Below are 13,831 nucleotides of genomic sequence, written 5' to 3'. Positions count from 1 at the left end.
CCGGACAAGAGTTACCATCCTGTGATGCGCATCGTCCCCCTCGAGCTCGGCTCGCGCCTCGTCCCCTACGAGGAGGCGTGGGCGCTGCAGCGCGAGATCCACGCCCAGGTGGCGGCCGGCGAGGCCGAGGACACGCTCCTCCTCGTCGAGCACGAGCCCGTCTACACCGCCGGCAGGCGCACGGCCGCGTGGGACCGCCCCGTGGACGGCACCCCCGTGGTGGACGTCGACCGCGGCGGCCGCATCACGTGGCACGGCCCCGGCCAGCTTGTCGGCTACCCGATCGTGAGGCTCGCCGAGCCCGTCGACGTGGTGCGCTACGTGCGCGCGCTCGAGCAGGCGGTCATGGACGTGTGCGCGTCCTTCGGCCTCGAGACGATGCGCGTCGAGGACCGCTCGGGCGTGTGGCTGCCCGCCACCGACGACCGGCGCGAGAGGAAGATCTGCGCGATCGGCGTGCGCGTGGCCAAGGGCGTGACGATGCACGGCTTCGCGCTCAACTGCACGCCCGACCTCGGCTGGTTCGACCGCATCGTCCCGTGCGGCATCTCCGACGCCGACGTGACGTCCCTGTCCGTCGAGCTCGGCCGCGACGTGCCGCTGTCCGAGACCGTCGAGCCCACGGTGCGATTCCTGGAAGCCGCCCTCGCCGACGTAAGGTGGGCGCAGGCGCCCACCGGCGCATCGTCCGACCTCCCCACGAAGGAGCCCGTGTGACCATCGCCCCCGAGGGCCGCAAGATGCTGCGCGTCGAGGCCCGCAACGCCGCCGTCCCGATCGAGCGCAAGCCCGAGTGGATCCGCACCAAGGCGACCATGGGTCCCGAGTACAAGGACCTCAAGGGCCTGGTGAAGACCGGCGGCCTCCACACCGTGTGCGAGGAGGCGGGCTGCCCCAACATCTTCGAATGCTGGGAGGACCGCGAGGCCACGTTCCTCATCGGCGGCGACCAGTGCACGCGCCGCTGCGACTTCTGCCAGATCGACACCGGCAAGCCCGCGGACTTCGACGCGGACGAGCCGCGCCGCGTCGCGGAGTCCGTCCAGCAGATGGGCCTCAAGTACTCGACGGTCACGGGCGTGGCCCGCGACGACCTCGAGGACGGCGGCGCGTGGCTCTACGCCGAGACTGTGCGCCAGATCCACACCCTGAACCCGGGCGTGGGCGTCGAGCTCCTCATCCCCGACTTCAACGCGGACCCCGACCAGCTCGCCGAGGTCTTCTCGTCGCGCCCCGAGGTGCTCGCGCACAACCTCGAGACGGTCCCCCGCGTCTTCAAGCGCATCCGCCCCGGCTTCCGCTACGAGCGGTCGCTGTCGGTGCTCACCGCGGCGCAGGAGGACGGCCTCGTCACCAAGTCGAACCTCATCCTCGGCATGGGCGAGACGTTCGACGAGGCCGTCGAGGCGCTGCGCGACCTCCACGCCGCCGGCTGCGACCTCATCACCATCACCCAGTACCTGCGCCCGAGCCCGCGCCACCACCCCGTGGACCGCTGGGTCAAGCCGCAGGAGTTCGTCGAGCTGTCGGACATCGCCGAGGAGATCGGCTTCCTGGGCGTCATGTCGGGCCCGCTCGTGCGCTCGTCGTACCGTGCCGGCCGGCTCTGGGGCCAGGCCATGAAGCGCAAGGGGCGCCCCATCCCCGACTCGCTCGCCCACCTCGGCGAGGAGACCGAGTCGCGCCAGGAGGCGTCCGCGCTGCTCAAGGCGCGCCCCGAGCTCGGCTGAGCGCCGCATCGTCCGGCGGCCGCCGAGGCCGTCCCTGGGCGCCGCTCCGCTACGACTAGACTGTGCCGCATCATGGCTAAGAACGACGCACCGAAGCCCAAGAAGCAGCGCTGGTACTCCCTGATCGCGCAGGCGTACAAGGTCACCGCTCCGCACGACAAGCTCCTGCTGCCGGGCATCCTCGCGATCCTCATCGGCGGCATCGCGATCGCCGTGGTGATCGGCCTGCTCATCGGCGGCACCGCGGCGATCATCTACGCGTCGATCTTCGGCGTGCTCACGTCGGCGCTCGGCGCGATGTACTACCTCACGCGCCGCTTCGAGCGGAACGCGTTCATGCGCATGGAGGGTCAGACGGGCGCGTCGCTGGCGATCGCCCAGACCATCCGCTCGGGCTGGAAGTTCGAGGACCAGCCGGTCAACATGGACACCCGCGGCAAGGGCGTCGTGTTCCAGGGCGTCGGCAAGGGCGGCATCGTCCTGCTCGCCGAGGGCGGCTCGATCATCCACAAGCCCGCCGAGCAGTCGAAGAAGCGCATCGAGAAGCTCGTGCCGGGCGTGCCCGTCACGATCCTCTACGTGGGCACCGGCGAGGGCGAGGTCCGCCTCGCGGGGCTCACCAAGGCCATCCGCCGCATCAAGAAGGCGCTGGGCCGCAACGACCGCCCGACGGTCGAGGCCCGCCTCAAGGCGATCGGCGGCGCGAAGCCCCCGATGCCCAAGGGCATCGACCCGGTGCGCGCGCGTCCCGACCGCAAGGGCATGCGCGGCCGCTGAGCCTCTCGTCGCCCGACGACCCCCTCCCTCCTCCGCTCCCGCGGAACGGGTAGGGGGTTGTCGCTTCTCCGAGGTTCTTGCGCGCCATGGGTAGCTCGCGGTCGTCTCGCTAGGGCGTGACGGCCTCGCCGTCGACGTAGAGGGTGAATCCGTTGAGGTCGACACCGTCGAGGCCGCCGGTGAGCGCGGTGACGTGGCTGTCGCCGGTGAGGGTCCACGTGCTGGTGCCGTCGATCGCCACCGACAGCGCCTCCGCCGCCGTGCCGTCGCTGTTGATCGCGCCCGTGTAGTCGGACCCGTCCGCGAGCGACAGGCTCAGCTGCGAGATCTCGTCGACGGTGATGTCCCCGACCGCCGTCTGGCCGCCGAGATCGACCTCGGCGACACCGCCGTTCGCGCCCGCGGTGCCCCATCCCCGCGCGCCGTCGTTGCCCGCCACCACCAGCAGGTCGGCGCCGTCGGCCAGGGTGAGCGCCACACCGCTGAGGGTGATGACGCAGTCGGTGTTGGTCACGTAGAACATGTCTCCGTTGAGCGACGTGAGGGTGCCGCCGGTCAAGGTGAAGCTGCTGGTCCCCTCCTCGGCGTCGCCCGACATCGACTGGTAGAGCATGACGTTGTGGACGTTCTCGCCCGTGGCGTCGCCGTAGGTGCCGTCCATGTCGCCGGTGACGTCGCTGTCCGTGAGCGTGACCGAGTTGAGGCCCTCGACGACGACCGCCTCGGAGTCCTCGGCGGTGAGCGTCGCGTCGGTGACGGAGATGTCGGCGGTGCTGTAGATCGCCGGCGCGCCCGAGCTGCCGCTGGTGCGGTAGGTGCCGCCGTCGACCACGAGGGTCCCTCCCCCGCGGTCGCTGCGGATGGCGGCCTTGACGGTGGCGTCCACGGTGAGGTCGGTGGCGTACAGGGTGCCGCCCCCGGCGACCTCGATGCCGCCGGCGTTGCCGCCGGAGACGTCGATCACCGTGTCGACGATCGTGATCGTCGCGCCGTACGCGAAGACGCCGTTGGCGCCCTCCGCGGTCGCGGTGACCGTCCCGCCGTCGATGGTGAGGTCCGCGCCGTCGAGCGCGAGCACGGCGGCGTTGAGACCGTAGAAGCTCGACGCGTCGGAGCTGGAGGCGTCGCCCCCGGTCTTCTCGACGGTGACGCCGGCGAGGGCGGCGGTGATGGCGCCCTCGGCCCGGATCGCGTTCTCGTCATCGTCCACCGACGCGTAGGTGCCGCCGTCGACGGTCTCCCCGTCGCTCAGCAGGTACGCGCCCGTGCCGGTGTCGACCTGCCCGGACGCGCCGCCTCCGGGCGCCGCGCCGTCGCCCGGAGGATCGCCGCCGGGCATCTCGGCGTCGGGGGGCGCCGACGCATCCGCCGCGCCGGACGATGCGTCGTCCGCGGCGCCGCCGCACGCGGCCAGCGCGAGGGTGAGAGCGGCGAGAGCGGTGGTGAGCCGGGTCCGAGCGAGCATGAGCGCGTCCTTACGCCGTGACCCGGCGGGCACGGTCCCGTGACTGCGGGGCACCGCGTCGGGTCGTCCTGCTTCCGACGCTAGGAGCGCAGGGTGGGAGCACGCCCCGAACCTGCTGGGAGATCCCTGGGAGAACGCGGCAGCAGGCTCAGCCGATCGCGATGCTCACGCCGGTCGCGGTCGCGCCGAAGCGCACCTCCGTGAGGTCGCGCACGCGCACGAGCCCCTCGGTCGCGGGCGTCGCGAGCGAGCCCACCACGATCACGGTCGCGCCGGCGGCCAGCGCCGCGCGCACGCCCGCGTCGGAGTCCTCGAGCACCACGCAGTCCTCGACGTCGAAGCCGAGCGCGTCGGCGCCGCGGCGGTACGGCTCGGGGTCGGGCTTGCCGTGCTCGACGTCCTCGGCAGCGATGAGCGCGTCGACCGCGGGGAAGCCGAGACGGCCCATGCGGCGCAGCGCCGCGTCGCGCACCGCCGAGGTCACGACGGCCCAGCGGCCGGCGGGCAGGTCGTGCACCGCGGCGACCGCGCCGGGGATCTCGACGTCCGCGTCGAAGCGCTCGTTCTCCCACTCCTCGATCTGGCGGTACCAGGGCTCGATGTCCGCGTCCTCGCCGAGGTAGTGGCGGAGCGTGGCGCGCGCGGGCACGCCGTGGACGTGCGCGAGGACGTCGGCGACGTCGAAGCCGGCTTGGCGGGCGAAGTCGCTCCACACCACGTCGACGGTGGCGGTGGAGTCGATGAGCGTGCCGTCCATGTCCAGCAGCACGGCGGCGACGTCGAGCTCGATCATGCGGAGGTCCTCTCTCCCCCGACGCGCACCACGCGGGTGCCGGCGAGGCGGTCGTGGAGGCCGCGCCCGTCGGGTCCCCACACGACGGCGGGGATGACGAGCGCGAGCAGCCCGGTGCGGATGGCGGCCTTGCCGACGCCGACGGCGAGCGCGCCGTCCTCGCGCACGACGCGCACGCTCACGAGGCGGTGGCCGATGGTGGTGCCGAGCGTCGAGACCAGCACGAGGTGCTGCACCGCCCACACGGCGAGCGTGGCGAACGGCACGCCGGCGAGCAGCGCCCGCTCGATGCCGGTGACGCCCTCGGTCGCGTAGGACGGGTCCGGGAAGAACGCCGACGAGATCAGCAGGCACAGCACCCAGTCGATGGCGATGCCGGCGAGGCGGCGCGGGACGAGCGCGGAGGGCACGGTCTGGTCGGTCACCGAGCAAGCCTAACGGGACGATGCGCGCCCGCCGGGCCGTCGCATCGTCCCGTCCCACCGCCCCCGCGACGCCCCGCCGATACCACCACGCCCGGGGTGCCACATGTAACACTCTCGAAACATTGCGTGTATCCGCAGGCAACGGAGCGCCCCTAGGGTGTGAGGTGCCACCGAAGGCCTGTCCACCTCTTTCAAGGAGTACCGGATGTTCAAAGACGCCAACGAGGCGATCGAGTATGTGAAGAACGAGGGCGTCGAGTTCGTCGACATCCGCTTCTGCGACCTGCCCGGCCAGATGCAGCACTTCAACATTCCCGCGTCGCAGTTCACCGAGGACGTGTTCACCGAGGGCGCGATGTTCGACGGTTCGTCGATCCGCGGCTTCCAGGCGATCAACGAGTCCGACATGAAGCTGCTGCCGGATGTCGCCACCGCGTTCGTCGACCCGTTCCGCAAGGCGAAGACCCTCGTCATCAACTTCTCGATCGTGGACCCGTTCACGAACGAGCCCTACTCGCGCGACCCCCGCAACATCGCGGCGAAGGCCGTGGAGTACCTGAAGTCGACCGGCATCGGCGACACCGCGTTCTTCGCGCCCGAGGCCGAGTTCTTCATCTTCGACTCGGTGCGCTTCGACACCGCGCAGAACGAGGGCTACTACCACATCGAGTCCTCCGAGGCCTGGTGGAACACCGGCAAGGAGTTCGAGCAGGACGGCACCCCGAACCGCGGCTACAAGACGCGCTACAAGGGCGGCTACTTCCCCGTCTCCCCCGGTGACCAGTTCGCGGACATCCGCGACGAGATGTGCACCGTCCTCGAGCAGGTCGGCCTCTCGATCGAGCGCGCGCACCACGAGGTGGGCACCGCCGGTCAGCAGGAGATCAACTACCGCTTCAACACCCTGCTGCACGCGGGCGACGACATCATGAAGTTCAAGTACGTCGTCAAGAACGTCGCTTGGAAGCACGGCAAGACCGTCACGTTCATGCCGAAGCCGCTCTTCGGCGACAACGGCTCGGGCATGCACGTCCACCAGTCCATCTGGAAGGACGGCGAGCCCCTGTTCTACGACGAGTCCGGCTACGGCGGCCTCTCGGACATGGCCCGCTGGTACATCGGCGGCATCCTCAAGCACGCGCCGTCGCTGCTCGCGTTCACCAACCCGACCGTCAACTCGTACCACCGCCTCGTGCCGGGCTACGAGGCCCCGGTCAACCTGGTGTACTCGGCCCGCAACCGTTCCGCCGCGGTCCGCATCCCGATCACCGGCTCGAACCCGAAGGCCAAGCGCATCGAGTTCCGCGCGCCCGACCCGTCGTCGAACCCGTACCTCGCGTTCGCGGCGCTCCTGATGGCCGGCATCGACGGCATCAAGAACCGCATCGAGCCGCCGGCCCCGGTCGACAAGGACCTGTACGAGCTGCCCCCGGAGGAGCACGCCCTCATCCCGCAGGTGCCGGACTCGCTCCCGAAGGTGCTCGACACCCTCGAGGCGGACCACGACTTCCTCACCGAGGGCGGCGTCTTCACGCCCGACCTCATCGAGGAGTGGATCGACTACAAGCGCACCAGCGAGATCGACCCGCTGCGCTTCCGTCCGCACCCGCACGAGTTCGAGCTCTACTACGACTGCTAAGGTCTAGAGCCTGATTTACCTGGGGTGATGTCATCCTGACACCGCCTCAGTCCGCAAAGAGTCCGCACGGGCCGCAAGCACTACTGCTACCGCGGCCCGTGTGGACTCTTCTGCATCTGGCCACAGGTGCGCGTAGGTGTTGAGCGTCGTGGTCGCGCTCGCGTGCCGGAGCCGCGCCTGCACCACCTTCACGTCGCACCCGGACGCGATGAGCAGCGACGCGAAGTAGTGCCGAAGATCGTGATAGCGGAACGCCTCCGGGAGCCCCGCAGGCTTGCGCGCCGCGCGCACGGCCCGCTCGACGGCCCACGGCCCCGCCTGCACCCCTAGCGCGTCCTCGAGCATCCACGTCCGCTCCCCCACTCCCTTCGACAGCTCGAGCGCGAGCTCGTTCGGGATCGGGACCGGCGTGCGCGACGTGTCGGACTTGAGCGGCTGCGCGGGATACTGCACCGCCGGCGCCACGACGCCGCGCATGAAGTCGACGTCCGACACCCGCAGGCCGCACGCCTCTGCGATGCGCAGGCCCGCGAACGCGCCGAGTAGCACCGCGGGCCGCAGGTGCGCGGGCATCGCGTCATGCAGCGCCCATACCTGCTCCGTGGTCGCCACGTAGGGCCGCTGCTTGCCCATCGGCGGCGACGTGCGCCTCGAGCACGGATTGCGGGCGATCACACCGTCATGCACCGCGTCGGCCATGATCTGCGATAGCCGCGCGTGGATCGCGTACACCGTCGACGGCGCCAAGGCCTTCCGCTCCGCGGCCTTGTCGTCGGTCGCGAGCTGCGCGGTCCACCGCCGCACGTCGGAGGGCTTCACGTCCGCGAGGCGCTTCGAGCCAAACGCGCGCTTGATGTGCGCGATGTGAACCTCGGCCTGACGCACCGTCGACTTGCGGTTGGTCCGGTAGCCCTCGAGCCACGTATCGCACCAGTCCGAAACCGTGGCGCGCGCTGTCTTGGGGTCGACGTAGTTGCCAGTGAGCATGTCGGACTTGACCTGCTCGAGCCACGTCGCGGCGCCGGCCTTCGTCCTGGTGCTGCGCAAGACATCAAAGTGCCGGGCGTGTTCCTTGCCGGACGCGTCGCGGTAGCGGGCGCGGTACTTGCCGTTCGCCAGCAGGGTGATGCCGGCAGGCAACTTGCGCGTGGGCTTGGGGTTGCTACTCATCGGCAGACTCAATCAGGTCGTAGGGCGACGCGGCGGCCGGGTCCGTCAGGAACTCTCGCCACCGCGCCCGCTCAACTTCCCAATCGTCGATCACCACGAGCGCGCCTTCGGTCTCGACCCAGGCGTCGATTGCCGCCGCGAGGGACTCCTCATTGGTGTGCTCTCGTGCATAGTCGCGCGCAAGTTGCGCGCGGTCCGCCGCCAACGCGCGCGCGCTGGCCAGCTCATCTACGGCTTCGGCGTAGTCGGAAATCAACCTGTAGAGGTCACGCGCGCCAGCCAGCATGGGCGGCATTAGCATCTCCTGGACGGGCACCGCGAAGGCGGATGCGAAGCCAACCAGCTCGTCGACGACGATGCGCCGCGGGGGTTCCGCCTTCTCGATCTTGTAGATCGCGGACGCGTTGATCGCACACCCCTTGTCGGTCATGCGCTTCGCAAGTGACTCGTAAGTCCATCCGCGCTTCTCGCGCTCATACGCCACGCGCAATGCGAGGGTTCGCTCGGCCTGAATGCTGCGTGCCTGGTTCAGCTTCGGCATCTCGCCTCCATTCCAATACGGAAGTTACTGTAGCCACTTTGGCTTGCGTTGGTCAAGCATGATCGCGACGATATTCCTATGAGGCGAGCAAGTACGCCTCAATGGAACAGCCTTGAGACAACTCAACAGCGAGAGACGAGCGATACCGCCACCGCGTGAAGGTCCAAGCGGGGTGAGAACACGTCGAGAGGGAGCCGCCCACCGGACTGGGATCGGGCCCCGACAGGAACGGCTCGTGACTAACAACAGATCAACAACCGAAAGGAGTCAGCCATGAAGCTGCTCACCCTCAATGAAGTGTCAGAGATGCTCCGCGTCTCCCCCAACACAGTTTCCTACTGGGTCTACCGCGGCGTTGGGCCGAAGTCCGTCAAGGTCGGGCGCCGCCGCCTATGGAACGAGGTCGAAGTCCTCGCGTGGCTCGAGGCGCAATCGACGCCGGCCCAGTGATCGCCCACACGTTCACCTGCGTCCTGGAGGAGCGCCATGCATCGAAGGAAGCACGCGCATGTCCCACCCGAACCTCGAACCGACCCCGCACCAGCGTTGGCGCACGCAACTGCAGCGCCGTCGCGCGATGACTGAACTGGAGGGCACCATCGCCACACTCCATCCGGCCGCGGCTCCTGCCCCGCCGTCCGACTACGGCATGACCGCCGACGCGCTCGAGGACTACGCAACAGCCCTCGCACACGCCGACGATCCCGCCGCGGCTCGCCAGTCAGGTTACCCGCCGTTCGCAGTCCCGGTGAAGTGGCTCCCTTGGGAGCTTGCGACACGGTTCGGCGTCGAACGCCCGTCGCGGAGGGCCGCCGCTTGACCACTACCACCGACTACCTCGCCTGCATTCGCACGGGCGACTGGCTCGATGCTCAGACGTTCCCGCCGCTGCGCTGGGCGGTGCCTGAGATCCTCCCTGAAGGCTTCGGGCTGCTTACCGGCCCGCCCAAGGCCGGCAAGTCGTGGCTCGTCTACGGGCTGCTGCTCGCCATCGCATCGGGCAAGCCGGCGCTCGGCAGGGTCGCGACCGGCTGGCCCCGCCCGGTCCTGTTCCTCGCCCTCGAGGATGGCGACCGACGCATGCAGCGCCGCGCGCGCCACCTGCTCGGCGAGGGCGTGGCGATTCCCAGCAACCTGCACTACACGACCGTTGCGACCCACGGCGACGCCATTCCGATTATCGAGGCGTGGCTCGAGGTCTACGGCGACAAGGCGCCGCTCGTCGTGCTCGACACGCTCGGCAAGGTCATGCCTCCGGCGATGCCTGGTGAGGGCGCCTATCAGCGCGACTACCGCATCGGTTCCCGGCTCAAGCGCCTTGCGGATGACCAGCCGGGCACTTGCTTGCTCGTGATTCACCACACGCGCAAGCTCGGATCCCTCGACTGGATGGACTCCACTAGCGGGTCGAACGGACTGAACGGCGCCGCCGACTTCACTGTCAACCTCGAGCGCGCGCGCAACGAGGACGCGGGCGTGCTGCGCGTCACGGGCCGCGATGTCACGGAGGCCGAGTATGCCGTCGTGAGCGACGCGGGCCGATGGACCGTCGACGGCGGCAGCCTCGCGGACGCCGCCCGGCTCGCCACCGAACGGCGCTCCGAGCACGGACTCGGAGACCGTTCTGCCGAGGTGGTTGCCTACGTCCGCCAGCACCCCCAGGGCGTGCGAGCAGGCGAAGTAGCGGAGGCGCTCGGGCTCGATGGCAAGACCGCCGGGACCTACCTCGGGAGGCTGGAGGATGCGGGTCGGATCAGGCGCCCATCACGAGGTCTCTACACCCCTGTTGAAAGTGTGGGAAGTGTTGAAAGCGAACCCGATTCAACACTCTCAACACTTTCAACAGCATTGTTGGACGGCCCGACGTGACGGACATCCCGTGGCCCACCGTCGCCATGCCGCCGGACTTGGCACGGTCGTGGGCGCGGCTCGCCACCGCGGCAGACCGGGCCCATGAGCAGCGTCCGCTCCCGTGTCGTGGCGGCTCCGACACCCCATCCGAGAAGTGGGCGAGCGACCGGGAATCCGACCAGCTCGAGGCAGCTCCCGAGTGCGCCCGGTGCCCAGTAGCGCTGTTGTGCAGGCGGCATGGGATCGAGTTTCCAAACGAGGCCGGCCCGTACGGAGGCCTGTCGGCCAACCAGCGCCGAACCCTGGCGCGCAAACGAAAGGAACGACCATGACAACACCGGTTCGCATTCACGGCGTCGGAGGCAAACAGCACGGACTGCTCGCCTTCGTCGGCCCGTCCGAGACTCGCGTGCGGATGCATCGCGTGCTCGTGCCGCATGAGCGATGGCGCTGCGACGATTGCGGCGAGCCTGAGGTGCCGTGCGTCCATGCCCAGGCGGTCATGGCGAGCCCAGACTTCCGCACGCTCAAGACCGAGGGCATCCTGTGAGCGACTTTGGCCGCGCTCAGGCCGCCCATCGCGCGGCCTTCGCGCTCATCACGACCGCGATCACCGACCCTGGCACCGACCAGCTCGAGGGCCTCCTGGCGACCTACGCTACCGAGGCCGACCAGCCCGGCCAGGCCCTCGTCGACATCGCGCACGCGCTTATCTGGCACGCCGCCGGCGCACTCTTCACCGTCGCCGAGGGCGACACCGACAAGGCCCTCGCGCTCGTGCGCCAGGGCGCCGCCATGCAGGAACTCAAGCGAGAGGACACCACCGATGACTGACACCACCGAGACCACCGCCGAGGCGGCCACCGAGGTCGCCGTCGACACCGCCGAGGCAGCGGTCGACGATAAGTCCAAGGCCGGACGCGACGCCGCGAAGTACAGGCGCCAGCTCCGGGAGACCGAGGGCGAGCGCGACACGCTTCGCGAGCACCTCACTGCGATGCGCCGGGCTGAGGTCGAGCGGATCGCGACGGGAGCCGACATGCTCGCGGACGGCGCGGACCTGTGGCAGCACGCCGACCTCGACGCCCTGCTCGCCGAGGACGGCACCGTCGACGCCGAAGCCGTGCAGGCGTCTGTGCTCGAGCTCGTGAAGGCCAAGCCGCACTACCGGGGACGGAGGTTCGCCGGCAGCGCCGACAGCGGCGTGAAGGCGTCCGAGCCGCAGGCTCCCGCGCCCACGTGGTCGGACGCGCTTAGGGGGAAATAGACCCTGCTGGTATCATGGTGGTATCAGGGCCGTTGATCCAGGCGATCCGGTCCTGATACCGTCGGCCCCGCGGGCCAGCACGCTCGAGGCAGCGCCTCGCGTGACTCTCACAGACAGAGCGCGCGGGACTGCGCGCCTTCCCCAAGGAGCCACTCATGGCCATGTTCACCACCACGTCGGACGTCTCCGGCATCACTCCCGACGACTACGGGCCGCTCATCGTCCAGCCCGTCCAGCGCGAGTCCGTCGCCTACCAGGTGTCGACGCTCCTCACGACCGACTCCACGCGCGTCAACCTGCCCATCGTCACCGCCGACCCGTCCGCAGGCTGGTTCGCCGAGGGTGCCGACATCACCCTCAGCGACCAGACGCTCGACGAGCTCACCGTCACCCCGGCCAAGGTCGCGGGTCTGACCAAGATCAGCAACGAGCTCGCCAGCGACTCGAGCCCCACCGCCGCGAGCATCGTGGGTGCCGGCATCGCGCGCGACATCGTATCCAAGGTCGACGCCGCGTTCTTCGGCAACACCGTGACCAACGGGCCCTCCGGCCTCGAGTCCCTCACCGGCGTCTCCGAGGTCGACACCGCTGGTGCCTACGCATCGTTCGACGTGTTCGCCGAGGCCATCAGCAAGGCCGAGGAGGTGGGCGCGACCATCGGTGCGTTCGTCACCGACCCTGCCACCGCGCTCGTGATCGCCAAGCTCAAGCAGGCGACCGGCTCCAACATGCCGATGCTGGGCACGTCCGCGACCGACGCCCTGGACCGTCGCATCCTCGGCGTCCCCCTGCTCGTCTCGTCGGCGGTCACCACGGGCACCACCTGGGGCATCCCCAAGGCCGCGTCCTACGTCGTCCAGCGTGGCGGCGCTGAGCTCGACGTCGACCGCTCCGTCTACTTCGCCTCATACTCCACCGCCGTCCGTGCGGTCATGCGCGTGGGATACGGCTTCGTCCACGAGGCCGCCATCGTCAAGATCTACGACGCCTCGTAGTCCTCGCAGGCGGCGGCGCGCGTTGCCGTGAACAGCGCGCGTCGCCGCACCTCGCGTCAGGCCCCCGCCCCAAGGCCCCATCGGCCCCTCGAGACTTCGACCGCTGGGGAGGGCGATTCGGATCTGTACGGGTTCCCAGAGTTGCGCCGGCCTCGCGAGCAACTGCCTGCGAGGCAGTCAGACCCCGGGCACCAACCCTCTCCGGCCTCGCACCGTGACCGCCGGGGAGGGCAACCTTTGGCGCGCCGGGCACCGATGCTCGTTTTCCCCACCCCGAAAGGCCCTCATGACTGAGATCCCGAAGGCCCCGCGCGGACTCGCGCGACGTGGCCGCGCCTACTGGCGCTCCGTGCTCGGCTCCTACGAGCTCACCGACTCCGAGACGCTGGTGCTCGAGGAAGCGTGCCGGGTGCTCGACCGTCTCGACATGCTCGACGACGCGATCCGCAACACCGGCGCGATGGTCACCGGCTCCCAGGGCCAGCCCGTCACGAACGGACTGCTCACCGAGGCCCGCGGCCAGCAGCTCGTCCTCGCCCGCCTCGTCGGCGTCCTCGCGCTGCCAGACGACGAGGACGGCTCATCCGTGCCGACCCTCACCGCAGCCTCGGCGCGGGCACGTGAGGCTCGCAAGCGCCAGCAGGTGGCCCGCTGATGGCCCGCACCCGTCGCACCGCCCTCGACCCCACCGGACTGCCGCCCGAGATCGCCGCCGGCCCCACTCATGCAGCCTGGTCGCTGACCCTCGACCCCGACGACGTGAACGCCCGCAACGCCTGGCACTCGGCAGGCCGCGCATGGTCCATCGAGGCCCTCGGCAACATCAACGGCTGGATGGTGCTGCTCCCGCGCGAGGTCCGCCTCGAGCAGTCCGCACGCGGAAGTGCGGCGCGCATGGATTCGGAGCTCTAGCCCGACCAATGCGCCTGGCAAGTTCTGGGCTCTTCCCTACAGAGGATCCCCGCAACTCGCACACGTATCTTCGCCGTATTCGTAGATGGCTCCGCAGCAGTATTTGGCGGAGCCGCCTTCGCTGACGCAGTCGTTGCAGAACTCGCCGTCCTCGTCGGCAGCGGTGAGTGGCCAGTCGCACGACGCGCACGTCCCGTACTCGTCACCGTCGTCGCTCGTCGACTTGCCAAAGAGGCTTCCCAGGAATCCCATTGCTCTCCCTCGAG

General features: G+C 69.6%; 19 protein-coding genes. 14 read left to right on the top strand and 5 right to left on the bottom strand.

The window, feature by feature from the left end:
- Positions 1-24 precede the first annotated feature (24 nt).
- From lipB to AOM07_RS04185, 3 genes are all read left to right on the top strand, one after another.
- Complete coding sequence (lipB, locus tag AOM07_RS04195) at positions 25-717, top strand: lipoyl(octanoyl) transferase LipB (RefSeq protein WP_062311551.1); 693 nt, start codon at positions 25-27, stop codon at positions 715-717.
- Complete coding sequence (gene lipA / locus AOM07_RS04190; RefSeq protein ID WP_062311550.1) at positions 714-1,730, top strand: lipoyl synthase; 1,017 nt, start codon at positions 714-716, stop codon at positions 1,728-1,730. Before lipB ends, lipA begins: the two co-directional genes overlap by 4 nt.
- 72 nt (positions 1,731-1,802) lie before the next feature.
- A complete protein-coding gene (locus AOM07_RS04185) occupies positions 1,803-2,507 on the top strand; it encodes a DUF4191 domain-containing protein (RefSeq protein WP_062311549.1) in 705 nt (234 codons plus the stop codon).
- A gap of 109 nt (positions 2,508-2,616) precedes the next feature.
- Here AOM07_RS04185 and AOM07_RS04180 read toward each other — a convergent pair whose 3' ends face one another.
- The 3 genes from AOM07_RS04180 to AOM07_RS04170 all read right to left on the bottom strand — a co-directional run bounded on the left by AOM07_RS04180 (position 2,617) and on the right by AOM07_RS04170 (position 5,190).
- Complete coding sequence (locus tag AOM07_RS04180; RefSeq protein WP_062311548.1) at positions 2,617-3,972, bottom strand: autotransporter outer membrane beta-barrel domain-containing protein; 1,356 nt, start codon at positions 3,970-3,972, stop codon at positions 2,617-2,619.
- 148 nt (positions 3,973-4,120) lie between these two features.
- Positions 4,121-4,765 carry an HAD-IA family hydrolase gene (locus AOM07_RS04175; protein ID WP_062311547.1) on the bottom strand — a complete coding sequence of 215 codons (645 nt, stop codon included), beginning with the start codon at positions 4,763-4,765 and terminating at the stop codon, positions 4,121-4,123.
- Positions 4,762-5,190: an RDD family protein gene (locus AOM07_RS04170; protein WP_062311546.1), complete on the bottom strand. Its 429-nt coding sequence runs from the start codon at positions 5,188-5,190 to the stop codon at positions 4,762-4,764. The genes AOM07_RS04175 and AOM07_RS04170 overlap by 4 nt, the downstream gene beginning before the upstream one ends.
- A gap of 205 nt (positions 5,191-5,395) precedes the next feature.
- Between AOM07_RS04170 and glnA the strand changes: the two genes are divergently transcribed.
- On the top strand, positions 5,396-6,829 hold the full coding sequence (gene glnA, locus AOM07_RS04165; protein WP_062311545.1) for a type I glutamate--ammonia ligase: 1,434 nt from the start codon (positions 5,396-5,398) through the stop codon (positions 6,827-6,829).
- Positions 6,830-6,859: 30 nt separating this feature from the next.
- Here the strand turns inward: glnA and AOM07_RS04160 are convergent, their stop codons facing one another.
- Positions 6,860-7,999, bottom strand: coding sequence for a tyrosine-type recombinase/integrase (locus tag AOM07_RS04160; RefSeq protein ID WP_062311544.1), 1,140 nt, complete (start codon positions 7,997-7,999; stop codon positions 6,860-6,862).
- A complete protein-coding gene (locus AOM07_RS04155) occupies positions 7,992-8,540 on the bottom strand; it encodes a transcriptional regulator (RefSeq protein ID WP_062311543.1) in 549 nt (182 codons plus the stop codon). The genes AOM07_RS04160 and AOM07_RS04155 overlap by 8 nt, the downstream gene beginning before the upstream one ends.
- Positions 8,541-8,813: 273 nt before the next feature.
- Here AOM07_RS04155 and AOM07_RS14435 point away from each other — a divergent pair, with 273 nt between their 5' ends.
- The 10 genes from AOM07_RS14435 to AOM07_RS04115 all read left to right on the top strand — a co-directional run bounded on the left by AOM07_RS14435 (position 8,814) and on the right by AOM07_RS04115 (position 13,565).
- Positions 8,814-8,990: a helix-turn-helix transcriptional regulator gene (locus AOM07_RS14435; RefSeq protein ID WP_084830095.1), complete on the top strand. Its 177-nt coding sequence runs from the start codon at positions 8,814-8,816 to the stop codon at positions 8,988-8,990.
- A 58-nt stretch (positions 8,991-9,048) separates the two neighbouring features.
- The gene (locus AOM07_RS04150; protein WP_062311542.1) at positions 9,049-9,360 is read left to right on the top strand and encodes a hypothetical protein; all 312 of its coding nucleotides are present in this window, start codon (positions 9,049-9,051) and stop codon (positions 9,358-9,360) included.
- Complete coding sequence (locus AOM07_RS04145) at positions 9,357-10,409, top strand: AAA family ATPase (protein WP_062311541.1); 1,053 nt, start codon at positions 9,357-9,359, stop codon at positions 10,407-10,409. The genes AOM07_RS04150 and AOM07_RS04145 overlap by 4 nt, the downstream gene beginning before the upstream one ends.
- Before the next feature lie 26 nt (positions 10,410-10,435).
- Entirely contained in the window at positions 10,436-10,723 is a 288-nt protein-coding gene (locus tag AOM07_RS15185; RefSeq protein WP_369401199.1) for a WhiB family transcriptional regulator, read from the top strand.
- Complete coding sequence (locus tag AOM07_RS04140; RefSeq protein WP_062311540.1) at positions 10,720-10,941, top strand: hypothetical protein; 222 nt, start codon at positions 10,720-10,722, stop codon at positions 10,939-10,941. The genes AOM07_RS15185 and AOM07_RS04140 overlap by 4 nt, the downstream gene beginning before the upstream one ends.
- Positions 10,938-11,225, top strand: coding sequence for a hypothetical protein (locus AOM07_RS04135; RefSeq protein ID WP_062311539.1), 288 nt, complete (start codon positions 10,938-10,940; stop codon positions 11,223-11,225). Before AOM07_RS04140 ends, AOM07_RS04135 begins: the two co-directional genes overlap by 4 nt.
- Positions 11,218-11,658: a hypothetical protein gene (locus AOM07_RS04130; protein ID WP_062311538.1), complete on the top strand. Its 441-nt coding sequence runs from the start codon at positions 11,218-11,220 to the stop codon at positions 11,656-11,658. Before AOM07_RS04135 ends, AOM07_RS04130 begins: the two co-directional genes overlap by 8 nt.
- A gap of 155 nt (positions 11,659-11,813) precedes the next feature.
- Positions 11,814-12,653, top strand: a complete 840-nt coding sequence (locus tag AOM07_RS04125; RefSeq protein ID WP_228374378.1) for a phage major capsid protein — start codon at positions 11,814-11,816, stop codon at positions 12,651-12,653.
- 286 nt (positions 12,654-12,939) lie between these two features.
- Entirely contained in the window at positions 12,940-13,308 is a 369-nt protein-coding gene (locus tag AOM07_RS04120; RefSeq protein WP_062311537.1) for a hypothetical protein, read from the top strand.
- Positions 13,308-13,565 (top strand): hypothetical protein, encoded by a 258-nt coding sequence (locus AOM07_RS04115; protein WP_062311536.1) that lies wholly within the window; start codon positions 13,308-13,310, stop codon positions 13,563-13,565. The genes AOM07_RS04120 and AOM07_RS04115 overlap by 1 nt, the downstream gene beginning before the upstream one ends.
- The last annotated feature ends 266 nt before the right edge of the window (positions 13,566-13,831 follow it).

Source organism: Demequina rhizosphaerae (assembly GCF_000971255.1).
In the GTDB taxonomy this organism is placed as follows: domain Bacteria; phylum Actinomycetota; class Actinomycetes; order Actinomycetales; family Demequinaceae; genus Demequina; species Demequina rhizosphaerae.
The sequence above is the reverse complement of the archived record's forward strand: the minus strand, read 5'-3'. Positions and strand labels throughout refer to the sequence as shown.

Bases quoted from the DNA above. Each gene is read 5' to 3' on its own strand.
- AOM07_RS04125 (WP_228374378.1), top strand. From the start codon at position 11,814: ATGGCCATGTTCACCACCACGTCGGACGTCTCCGGCATCACTCCCGAC.
- lipB (WP_062311551.1), top strand. From the start codon at position 25: ATGCGCATCGTCCCCCTCGAGCTCGGCTCGCGCCTCGTCCCCTACGAG.
- AOM07_RS14435 (WP_084830095.1), top strand. From the start codon at position 8,814: ATGAAGCTGCTCACCCTCAATGAAGTGTCAGAGATGCTCCGCGTCTCC.
- AOM07_RS04155 (WP_062311543.1), bottom strand. From the start codon at position 8,540: ATGCCGAAGCTGAACCAGGCACGCAGCATTCAGGCCGAGCGAACCCTC.
- AOM07_RS15185 (WP_369401199.1), top strand. From the start codon at position 10,436: ATGCCGCCGGACTTGGCACGGTCGTGGGCGCGGCTCGCCACCGCGGCA.
- AOM07_RS04180 (WP_062311548.1), bottom strand. From the start codon at position 3,972: ATGCTCGCTCGGACCCGGCTCACCACCGCTCTCGCCGCTCTCACCCTC.
- AOM07_RS04115 (WP_062311536.1), top strand. From the start codon at position 13,308: ATGGCCCGCACCCGTCGCACCGCCCTCGACCCCACCGGACTGCCGCCC.
- AOM07_RS04185 (WP_062311549.1), top strand. From the start codon at position 1,803: ATGGCTAAGAACGACGCACCGAAGCCCAAGAAGCAGCGCTGGTACTCC.
- AOM07_RS04175 (WP_062311547.1), bottom strand. From the start codon at position 4,765: ATGATCGAGCTCGACGTCGCCGCCGTGCTGCTGGACATGGACGGCACG.
- AOM07_RS04150 (WP_062311542.1), top strand. From the start codon at position 9,049: ATGTCCCACCCGAACCTCGAACCGACCCCGCACCAGCGTTGGCGCACG.
- AOM07_RS04130 (WP_062311538.1), top strand. From the start codon at position 11,218: ATGACTGACACCACCGAGACCACCGCCGAGGCGGCCACCGAGGTCGCC.
- AOM07_RS04140 (WP_062311540.1), top strand. From the start codon at position 10,720: ATGACAACACCGGTTCGCATTCACGGCGTCGGAGGCAAACAGCACGGA.
- glnA (WP_062311545.1), top strand. From the start codon at position 5,396: ATGTTCAAAGACGCCAACGAGGCGATCGAGTATGTGAAGAACGAGGGC.
- AOM07_RS04120 (WP_062311537.1), top strand. From the start codon at position 12,940: ATGACTGAGATCCCGAAGGCCCCGCGCGGACTCGCGCGACGTGGCCGC.
- AOM07_RS04160 (WP_062311544.1), bottom strand. From the start codon at position 7,999: ATGAGTAGCAACCCCAAGCCCACGCGCAAGTTGCCTGCCGGCATCACC.